This is a genomic window from Alcanivorax sp. HI0044 (genome assembly GCF_001634945.1).
Window position 1 is genome coordinate 1 of sequence record NZ_LWEZ01000808.1, and the last position, 294, is coordinate 294.

At 55.8% G+C, this 294-nt stretch carries 1 protein-coding gene; it reads right to left on the reverse strand.

Translation table 11 applies throughout. The features are described from left to right. A partial coding sequence (locus A3730_RS09655) for a phosphate ABC transporter ATP-binding protein (RefSeq protein WP_369819061.1) occupies window positions 1–294 on the reverse strand: 294 nt, incomplete at both ends.

A 294-nucleotide genomic window follows, 5' to 3' on the forward strand; every position in this document is an offset into this window, starting at 1 on the left:
GACGGTCTTTCACTTCTTCCCACAGCCCGGCCTTGCGCAGGCTGGTTTCCACGATTTCGTCCAGGTCATATTTCTTGTTGGCCAGGCCGTGAATACGCGGGCCATAGGCCACGTTGTCATAAATGGATTTCGGGAAGGGGTTGGGCTTCTGGAACACCATGCCCACCCGGGCGCGCAGCTCCACCACATCCAGCTTGGGGTCATACAGATCCTGGCTTTCCAGATGCAGGCTGCCCTTCACCTTACAAATATCGATAGTGTCGTTCATGCGATTGAGACAACGCAGGAACGTGG